We start from the raw sequence: 8354 nt of genomic DNA on the forward strand, positions 1-8354 counted from the left end.
CCGCGCGTGCTCGCGCGGCCCGGTGGGTGCGGTGCTCAGAAGTAGGTGCGCACCAGGTCGACCACGGTCGTGCCGCGCACGACCGGGATGAGCTGCCACTTGTCGAAGACGGTGCACGGGTGGGACAGGCCGAGGCCGATCCAGTCGCCGACGCGCACGGTGGAGTCCTCGGGCAGCCTCAGGAACGTGTGCTGGTCGGCCAGCGAGGTCACCTCGGCGCCGTCCAGCGCGCGCTGCTCCCCGTTGGCCCCGCGCACGAGCAGCGGCACGGGCAGGCCCTCGTCGAAGGAGGCGTCGCGCTTGCCCATGACCAGCAGCGCCAGCCCCGGCTCGGGCCGCGACACCACCTGCGCCCAGGCCAGCAGCGCGGGCTTGAGCGGCACCGGGCCCGCGCCCCGGTTCAGCGGGGAGACGCCCTGGTAGAAGCCGTGGTCGTGGGTGACGTACGCGCCGCTGCGCAGCACCGGGCGGACCGGCAGCTCCCACGGCCCGGCGAGGACGGCGGCGACCTGGTCGAAGTAGGCGCTGCCGCCCGCGGTGACGATCGGCTCGTCGACCTCGTAGCTCCCGCGCAGGTCGTGGACCAGCTCGCGCAGCCCGGCGAGGTAGCCGTCGACGGTGGCGAGCGAGCCGGGGGACGCGTCGTGCACCAGGGAGCCCTCGTAGCCCGCGACGCCGACCAGGCGCAGCGCGGGGCTGGCGGCGGCGGCCTCGGCGACCGCGCGGGCGGCGGCCAGGTCTCGGGCGCCGGTGCGGCCTCCGGGCGCGCCCAGCTCGACCAGCACGTCCACCGGCCGCGCGGGCGTCCCCAGCGCCTCGGTCATCCGCTCGACGCCCTCGACCGAGTCGACCCCGCAGGCGAACTCGAAGTCCGGGTCGGCGGCCAGCTCGTCCGCGAGCCAGCGCAGCCCGGCCGGGTCGACCAGCTCGTTGGCCAGCAGCACCCGGCGCACCCGGAACGCCCGGTAGACGCGGACCTGGCTGGTGTTGGCGGCGGTGATGCCCCACGCGCCGCGCTCCAGCTGGGCGGCGAACAGCTGCGGGGCCATCGTGGTCTTGCCGTGCGGGGCGAGCAGCACGCCGCGCTCGGCGCACCAGGCGGCCATGACGTCCAGGTTGTGCTCCAGCGCCTCCTGGTCGAGCACGACGAGCGGTCCGACGAAGCCGCCCGTGACCAGGTCGGCCCGCCGCTCGGCCAGCTCGCCGACGGTCGACCCGAAGGCGTCCGACGGCATCCCCTTGAAGCGCCAGTCGACCCGCTCCGAGCGGATCGCGGCGACGGCGTCGCGGTCGATGTCCACTGGCTCGCTCCCCTGTTGCATATTGCGCAACGGCCGTTGCGCGATGTGATGGCGATGTGTGTAACATTCGGTCGCCGTCCAGTCAACGATCACCAGCCCAGGGGGACGCGGATGCGGTTCGAAGGCGTGGGCGGCGTGGTGTGCCTCGGCGAGACCATGGCGGTCCTGGTGCCCGCCGAACCCGGCCCGGTGCGCGCCGCGCGCGCCTGGACCAGGGCGGTCGGCGGCGCCGAGTCCAACGTCGCGATCCACCTGGCCCGGCTCGGCGTGCCCAGCCGCTGGGTGAGCGCGGTCGGCGACGACGCGTTCGGCGGGGCCGTGCTCGACGCGGTCGGCGGCGCGGGCGTCGACGTCACCGGCGTCGTGGTCGACCCGACCCGCCCCACCGGCCTGTACGTCAAGGAGGCCGCCGCCTCCGGCAGCCCCGTCCGCTACTACCGGCGCGGCTCGGCCGCCTCCGCCCTCGGCCCCGACGCCCTGCCCGAGCTCCGCCCCGGCGACGCGCTCGTGCACGTCAGCGGCATCACCGCCGCCCTGTCCGACAGCTGCCTCGACTTGCTGCGCGCCGTGCTGGCCAGGCCGCGCGGCCCGCTCGTCTCGTTCGACCTGAACTGGCGGCCCGCGCTGTGGGCCGACCGCGATCCGGCCGTGCTGCGCGAGCTGGCCGACGCCGCCGACGTCGTCCTCGCGGGCGCCGACGAGGCCGAGACCGCCTGGGGCACCGGCGACCCAGCCGAGCTGCGCGCCCTGCTCCCCAACCCGACCACGCTCGTGGTCAAGCAGGGCGAGCGCGGCGCGACCGTCGTGGAGGGCGGCGAGCAGGTGTTCCAGCCCGCGCTGCGCGTCGACGTCGTCGAGCCGGTCGGGGCGGGCGACGCGTTCGCCGCCGGCTACCTCGCCGCCCACCTCGCGGGCGAGCCGCCCGCCCGCAGGCTGCGCGCCGGGCACCTGCAGGCCGCCGCCGCACTGCTCACCAGGGAGGATGTCGGGGACCCGCTGCCGCCCTCGGTCACCGCGCCCCTCCTGGACGCGTCGCCCGAGGAGTGGGCCGCCGCCCACCTGAGGAGACCCCGATGAGCCAGAGCCTGGACCGCGCGCTGACCCTCCTGGGCAGGCTCGCCACCGGGCCCAAGACCCTGGACGAGCTGGCGGGAGCCGTGGACGTGCACAAGTCCACCGCGCTCCGGCTCCTGCGCACCCTGGAGTCGCACCGCTTCGCCCAGCGCGACGGCGTGCACCACTACCGGCTCGGCACCGCCCTGTTCGACCTGGCCAACCGGGCGCTGGAGGAGCGCGACGTGCGCCGCAGCAGCGAACCCGCGCTGCGCGAGCTCAACGGCCGCCTCGGCTACACCGTGCACCTGGCCTCCTACGAGGCGGGCGAGGTCATCTACATCGACAAGTACGACAGCACCCACCCCGTGCGGATGTACTCGCGCGTGGGCCGCCGCGCCCCGCTGCACTGCACCGCCGTGGCCAAGGTGCTGCTCTCCGACCTGCCCGAGCACCGGCGCCGCGAGGTCGCCGAGGGCATGGAGTACCCGCCGCTCACCGCGAACACCATCACCGGCCCCGAGCGGTACCTGGCCGAGCTGGAGAAGGTGCGCGAGCGCGGGTACGCCGTCGACAACGCCGAGCACGAGGACTTCATCCACTGCATTGCCGCCCCCATCAGGGGCGCGCGCGGGGAGGTCGTCGCCGCGGTGTCGATGTCGGCGCCGAAGGTGCTGCTGGACTTCGACGGGTTGCTCGGGCACCTGCCCGACTTGCTCGCCACCGCGCGGGCCGCGTCGATCGAGTGCGGGTGGACCGCGCGTGACTGAGAGAGGAACAACAGCGATGGGCTCCAAGGTCGAGGTTCGGACCGAGAACGCGCCTACCCCGGTGGCGAGGTTCTCCCAGGGCGTCCGCAAGGGCAACCTGCTCCAGGTCGCCGGGCAGGTCGCGTTCCACCCGGAGACCGGGGAGGTCGTCGGCACGACCGTCGCCGAGCAGACCGCGCAGGCGATGCGCAACGTCATCGCCGTGCTGGAGGCGGGCGGCGCGTCGCTGGCCGACGTCGTCATGCTGCGCGTCTACCTGACCGACACCGCGCACTTCGGCGAGATGAACGACGCGTACGGCGAGTTCATGACCGAGGGGCCGTTCTCGGCGCGCACCACGGTCTACGTCGGGCTCCCCGCCGGGCTGCTGGTCGAGAGCGACGCGCTGCCCGTCGTGGACTGACCGCCGTCCCCGGCCCCCGCGCGGGGGCCGGGGACGGTCGTCCGGCGGCGCGTCACCGGAGCGAAACCCCCTGGACGGCGCAACGTCGCTCGCGCGGGTTACCGTCCGAGTGGACCAGTTCTGCCGGTGGTTCCGCATGGCGCGCCCGCCCCGCCGCGGGGTTGACTGCGATCGGATCCCCGGAAAGAGCGTTGCTGAGGAGGACGGCCGTGGCCAGGAACGCCTCACCGATCGGCTGACCGGAGTTCGGCGGCCCGCGCGCGCAGCTGCCCGCTCGCGCGCGGGTCGCCCAGGTCGTCGAGCACGTCGGCCAGCGCGTCCAGCACGTCCGGCGCGCCCGGTCCGCCGCGCCCGCCGCCCGGCTCCAGCGCCCGCTCCAGCGCCTGCTCCAGCTCCGCCCTCGCCTCCGGCAGCGCGCCCGACCGGTGCAGCGCCACCCCGGCCGCGAGCCGCGCCCTGAGCTCCGTGACCGGCGACCGCGCGCCCGCGGCCAGCCCGGCGGCCTCCCGCGCCACCGCCACCACCTCGGCCCACCGCTCCAGCCCGGCCAGCGCGTCGGCCAGCTGCATCAGCAGCGCCGCCTCCAGCGCGTCCCGCATCTCCGGGCGCAGCCCCGCCGCGTCCGCGCGCACCGCCGCCAGCAGTTCCCGGTGCACGGCCTCGGCCTCCGCGTGCCGCCGCGCCTGCGCCAGCACCTGCCCCAGCGCGTTGCCCGCGATGTGCGCGCCCAGCGGGTACCCGGCCGCCAGGAACAGCTCCCGCGCCCGCACCGCGCTGCTCCGCGCGCCCTCCAGGTCACCGGCCCGGCGCAGCGCCAGCGCCCGGTAGTGCGCCGCCCAGCCCTGCTCGCGCACGTCCCCCGCCGACACCGCCGCCGCCCGCGCCAGGTCGTGCAGCGCCAGGCCCCGCTCGGGGGAGCCGCGCAGCACCACCAGCACCCAGGTCAGGAAGTTCAGCTGCACCGCCTCGTCGCGAGCGCTGCCCAGCGCCCGCGCGGCGGCCACCCCGGCCCCGAACACCCGCTCCCAGGTGGCGGCGTCGCCGTGCTGGTCGGAGTACCAGTGCGCGGCCGACGCCAGCCGCAGCACCCGGTCGTGCCCGCCCGTCCCGGCGGTCCGGTCCAGCGCGCCCAGCCAGTTCGACAGCTCGGCCACCAGCCAGGCGTCCGCCTCGGCCGCGTCGGCGAGGCCGTCGGCGGGCTCCTGCCTGGCCTCGGTGCCGTAGAACGACAGCGCGGTGGTGGCGCGGTCCAGGAACCAGCCGTCCAGCCGCTCCCGCGCCGCCACGACGGCGGCCGGGTCGGACTCGGCGGCCAGGCGCTCGCCCGCGAACACCCGCAGCAGGTCGTGCAGCGCGTACCGGCCGGGCTCCTCCGCCGTGCCGAGCAGGCTCGCGTCCACCAGCTCGTCCAGGGCGTCCTCGGCGGTGACCGCGTCGACGCCCAGCGCCACCGCCGCCGACTCCGGCGCGCAGCCCGAACCGGGGAGCAGGGACAGCGCCCGGAACAGCGCCCGCGGCAGCGGGGCGAGCTGGCGGTAGGACAGCTCGAACGCGGGGCGCACGCCCAGGTCGCCCGCCGTGAGCGCGGACAGCCTGCGGCGCTCGTCGCCCAGCCGCGCGGCCAGGTGCGCGACCGTCCACCCCGGACGGGAGGCCAGGCGGTTCCCCGCGATCCGCAGCGCCAGCGGCAGGTTGCCGCACAGCCGGGCGACCGCCAGGGTGGCCTCGGGCTCCGCGCTGGTCCGCGCCTCGCCCGCGACGGCGGCCAGCAGCCCGGTCGACTCGGACTCGCGCAGCACGTCAAGGCCGATCCGGGTCACCCCCTCCAGGCCGCCGAGGACCTGGCGGGAGGTGATCAGCACCAGGGAGCGCGCGCCCTCGGCCAGCAGCGGGCGGACCTGGGCCTCGTCGAGCGCGTTGTCCAGCACCAGCACGGTCGAGCGCTCCCGCAGCAGCGCCCGGTACCGGTCGGTGCGCTCGGCCTCCGAGTGCGGCGGGTCCTCGCCCAGCGCCACCAGCACCCGCCGGGTCACCTCGTCCGGCCGCACGGGCGTCGCGTCGACGCCGCGCAGGGCGAAGAAGAAGCAGCCGCCGGGGTGGGAGGCGGCCAGCTCGTGGGCGGCGCGCACGACCAGGCTGGTCTTGCCGGAGCCGGGGGCGCCGTGCACGGCGACCACCTCGGTGCCCCTGGCCCGCGCGGCGGCGGCGCGGATCGCGGCCAGCTCGTCCGCGCGGCCCGCGCGGTCGGGCAGGTCCGGCGGGCGCGCGCGGGGGCCGGGGGAGCGGGTGGCCCTGGCCCGGCCGCGCTGGGCGGCGGCGAGCAGCTCGGAGCGGTCCGCGCCGTCCAGCCCGAGCACGTCGGCCAGCGCGGCGACGGTGCGCCGTTGCGGGCCCCTGGCCCGGCCGCGCTCCACGTCGCTGATCGCGCGCACGCTGACGCCGGAGCCCTCGGCGAGGTCCTCCTGGGTCAGGCCCGCGCGGGTCCGGTGGTGACGCAGCAGGTCGCCCAGCGGTGTGGCCACGGGGGGACAGTAGACCGCCGGGGGCGGTCGGGCGGGAAAGGCGCAGGTAGGTGCGGGGACGTGCGCCGTTGACCGGGTGAACAGACCACTCGCCCGGCTCTCGGCGGGGCTCGGTGACCGGCCGTCCCACGCGGTGGGCGGCCGAAGGGGGAGGTTCGCCCGAGGGGGTGTCACGCGTCGGTGCGAGCTGGTATCCCTGCGCGCATGAAGTGGTACTCGGACCGGCCCGACCGCTTTGCCCTCCAGCTCGCCGCCGACCTGGTCGCCGTCGCCTGGACCTGGTTCTGGATCGACTTCGCGCTGGGCGTGCGCGAGGCCGTGCTGTCCCTGCGGACGACCGGCGAGGAGCTGGTCGGCGCCGGTCAGGGGCTCGGCGACACCTTCCGCGACGCCGCGGACCGGGCGCGCCGGATGCCGCTCGTCGGCGACGACCTCGCCTCCGCGCTCCAGCGCGGGCAGGACGCCGGGACCTCCGTCGTCGGGGCCGGGCAGGCGCAGATCGAGGCCGTCGAGACCACCGCGCTCTGGCTCGCCGTCGCGTTCGTCGCGCTGCCGGTCGCGTTCCTGCTGATCACCTGGCTGCCGCTGCGCTACCGGTTCGCCCGCCGCGCCACGGCCGCCCGCAGGCTGCGCGACGCCGGGCGCGAGGACCTGCTCGCGCTGCACGCGCTCAACAACCTGGACCTGCGCCAGCTCGCCGCGTTCGACGGCGACCCGCTGGAGGGGTGGCGCAGGCAGGACCCGGAGATCATCGCCCAGCTCGCGGCCAGGCAGCTGCGCTCGTCCGGGGTGCGGCCCCGCGTCAAGGCGGGGCGGGGTGGGAAGGGGCGCGCCAAGCGCGGCGCCGAGGGGGACTGACCCCGAACGGGTGGGTGGCGCGGGCGTCCGCCGGTGCGACCGGGGGCGCCCGCGCCTCGGCGCCGGGCGGGACAGGTGGTGGGCCGCTCGCGCGACCGTCCCGCCTCCCCGCGTCACGGGGGTGACGCGGCAGCGGCGGGGGAGGGGGTCAGTAGACCGGGCCGGTGAACTTCTCGCCGGGGCCCTTGCCGGGCTCGTCCGGGAACGCCGACGCCTCGCGGAACGCCCGCTGCACGGACTGGAGGCCGTCGCGCAGGGGACCCGCGTGCGGGCCGAGGTACTCGGCGGAGGCGGTCACCAGGCCGGCCAGCGCGGTGATCAGCCTCCGGGCCTCGTCCAGGTCGCGGCGGGGGCTGTTGTCCGGGTCCTCGTCGGCCAGGCCGAGGCGCTCGGCGGCGGCGGAGAGCAGCATGACCGAGGCCTTGCTGATCACCTCGATGCTGGGGACGTCGTGCAGGTCGCGGACGTTGTCGTCAGGCAGGTCGGTCACCCCGACATTGTCGCAACCCGCCTCCGGGCGCCGCCGGTTCGGGGGTTGACAAGCGATCTGCTACGATGTTCGACGCGACCAGTTCCCGCACGTGCGGGAACGGCAAGTGGAGCCCCGCTCCCACCCGCGTCCGCCGCCCTCGTGGCAGGTGGCCGGGTCCGGTCCCTCGCAGGGTGGACTGCGCCCTGTCGTTGTGCGATCGGTCGGAAGAGCGGGCCTCACGCTGGGCAAAGCGTGGGGCCTCTTGTCTTTTGGCGCACAACGAGTCGCAAAGGACGTGCATGACAAGTCCCTCGAACCGAGGTGCTCCCGTGAGCACCGAGCCGCGCATCAACGACCGCATCCGCGTGCCCGAGGTTCGTCTGGTCGGGCCGAACGGTGAGCAGGTCGGGATCGTTCGCATCGAGGACGCGCTCCGACTCGCACAGGAATCGGACCTCGACCTCGTCGAGGTCGCCGCGCAGGCTCGCCCGCCCGTCTGCAAGCTCATGGACTACGGCAAGTACAAGTACGAGTCCGCGCAGAAGGCCCGCGAGTCCCGGCGCAACCAGCAGCTCACGGTCATCAAGGAGCAGAAGCTCCGCCCGAAGATCGATCCCCACGACTACCAGACGAAGAAGGGCCACGTGGCCCGCTTCCTGGGTCAGGGGAACAAGGTCAAGGTGACCATCATGTTCCGTGGCCGAGAGCAGTCCCGGCCCGAGCTGGGCTACCGGCTGCTCCAGCGGTTGGCCGAGGACGTCGCGGAGCTCGGTTTCGTGGAGTCGAACCCGAAGCAGGACGGCCGCAACATGATCATGGTGCTGGCCCCGCACAAGACCACGAAGACCCGTCCGATCAAGCACGAGAACGACGATCTGGCGGACGCCCCGGCTGAGGACGCGCCGGCGGAGTGAAGTTGTGATCTCCCGGCCTCCGGGCCGGGAGATCAGAGCACGGCGCCCCCGCTCGGGTGGT

At 75.7% G+C, this 8354-nt stretch carries 8 protein-coding genes; 5 read left to right on the forward strand and 3 right to left on the reverse strand.

Annotated elements, in window-relative coordinates:
- Positions 1 to 35: 35 nt before the first annotated feature.
- A complete protein-coding gene (locus ACTUAL_RS28225) occupies positions 36 to 1322 on the reverse strand; it encodes an amino acid deaminase (RefSeq protein WP_440902368.1) in 1287 nt (428 codons plus the stop codon).
- A 90-nt stretch (positions 1323 to 1412) separates the two neighbouring features.
- Here ACTUAL_RS28225 and ACTUAL_RS28230 point away from each other — a divergent pair, with 90 nt between their 5' ends.
- From ACTUAL_RS28230 to ACTUAL_RS28240, 3 genes are read left to right on the forward strand one after another with little or no spacing between them, the layout of a single operon-like run.
- On the forward strand, positions 1413 to 2378 hold the full coding sequence (locus ACTUAL_RS28230) for a sugar kinase (protein WP_440902369.1): 966 nt from the start codon (positions 1413 to 1415) through the stop codon (positions 2376 to 2378).
- Positions 2375 to 3124: an IclR family transcriptional regulator gene (locus ACTUAL_RS28235; RefSeq protein ID WP_096496306.1), complete on the forward strand. Its 750-nt coding sequence runs from the start codon at positions 2375 to 2377 to the stop codon at positions 3122 to 3124. Before ACTUAL_RS28230 ends, ACTUAL_RS28235 begins: the two co-directional genes overlap by 4 nt.
- A 16-nt stretch (positions 3125 to 3140) precedes the next feature.
- Positions 3141 to 3527 carry a RidA family protein gene (locus ACTUAL_RS28240; RefSeq protein ID WP_440902371.1) on the forward strand — a complete coding sequence of 129 codons (387 nt, stop codon included), beginning with the start codon at positions 3141 to 3143 and terminating at the stop codon, positions 3525 to 3527.
- 224 nt (positions 3528 to 3751) lie between these two features.
- Here the strand turns inward: ACTUAL_RS28240 and ACTUAL_RS28245 are convergent, their stop codons facing one another.
- Entirely contained in the window at positions 3752 to 6049 is a 2298-nt protein-coding gene (locus ACTUAL_RS28245) for an ATP-binding protein (protein WP_440902370.1), read from the reverse strand.
- Positions 6050 to 6253: 204 nt separating this feature from the next.
- On the opposite strand from ACTUAL_RS28245, the gene ACTUAL_RS28250 reads away from it, so the two are divergent.
- Entirely contained in the window at positions 6254 to 6907 is a 654-nt protein-coding gene (locus ACTUAL_RS28250; protein WP_096496303.1) for a hypothetical protein, read from the forward strand.
- 148 nt (positions 6908 to 7055) lie between these two features.
- Here the strand turns inward: ACTUAL_RS28250 and ACTUAL_RS28255 are convergent, their stop codons facing one another.
- A complete protein-coding gene (locus ACTUAL_RS28255) occupies positions 7056 to 7397 on the reverse strand; it encodes a DUF1844 domain-containing protein (RefSeq protein WP_015804177.1) in 342 nt (113 codons plus the stop codon).
- Between the two features lie 281 nt (positions 7398 to 7678).
- Between ACTUAL_RS28255 and infC the strand changes: the two genes are divergently transcribed.
- On the forward strand, positions 7679 to 8293 hold the full coding sequence (gene infC / locus ACTUAL_RS28260; protein WP_015804176.1) for a translation initiation factor IF-3: 615 nt from the start codon (positions 7679 to 7681) through the stop codon (positions 8291 to 8293).
- The last annotated feature ends 61 nt before the right edge of the window (positions 8294 to 8354 follow it).

This window comes from Actinosynnema sp. (genome assembly GCF_052038725.1).

Coding starts and splice junctions, on each gene's coding strand:
- ACTUAL_RS28225 (WP_440902368.1), bottom strand. CDS start 1,322: ATGCAACAGGGGAGCGAGCCAGTGGACATCGACCGCGACGCCGTCGCC.
- ACTUAL_RS28230 (WP_440902369.1), top strand. CDS start 1,413: ATGCGGTTCGAAGGCGTGGGCGGCGTGGTGTGCCTCGGCGAGACCATG.
- ACTUAL_RS28235 (WP_096496306.1), top strand. CDS start 2,375: ATGAGCCAGAGCCTGGACCGCGCGCTGACCCTCCTGGGCAGGCTCGCC.
- ACTUAL_RS28240 (WP_440902371.1), top strand. CDS start 3,141: ATGGGCTCCAAGGTCGAGGTTCGGACCGAGAACGCGCCTACCCCGGTG.
- ACTUAL_RS28250 (WP_096496303.1), top strand. CDS start 6,254: ATGAAGTGGTACTCGGACCGGCCCGACCGCTTTGCCCTCCAGCTCGCC.
- infC (WP_015804176.1), top strand. CDS start 7,679: ATGACAAGTCCCTCGAACCGAGGTGCTCCCGTGAGCACCGAGCCGCGC.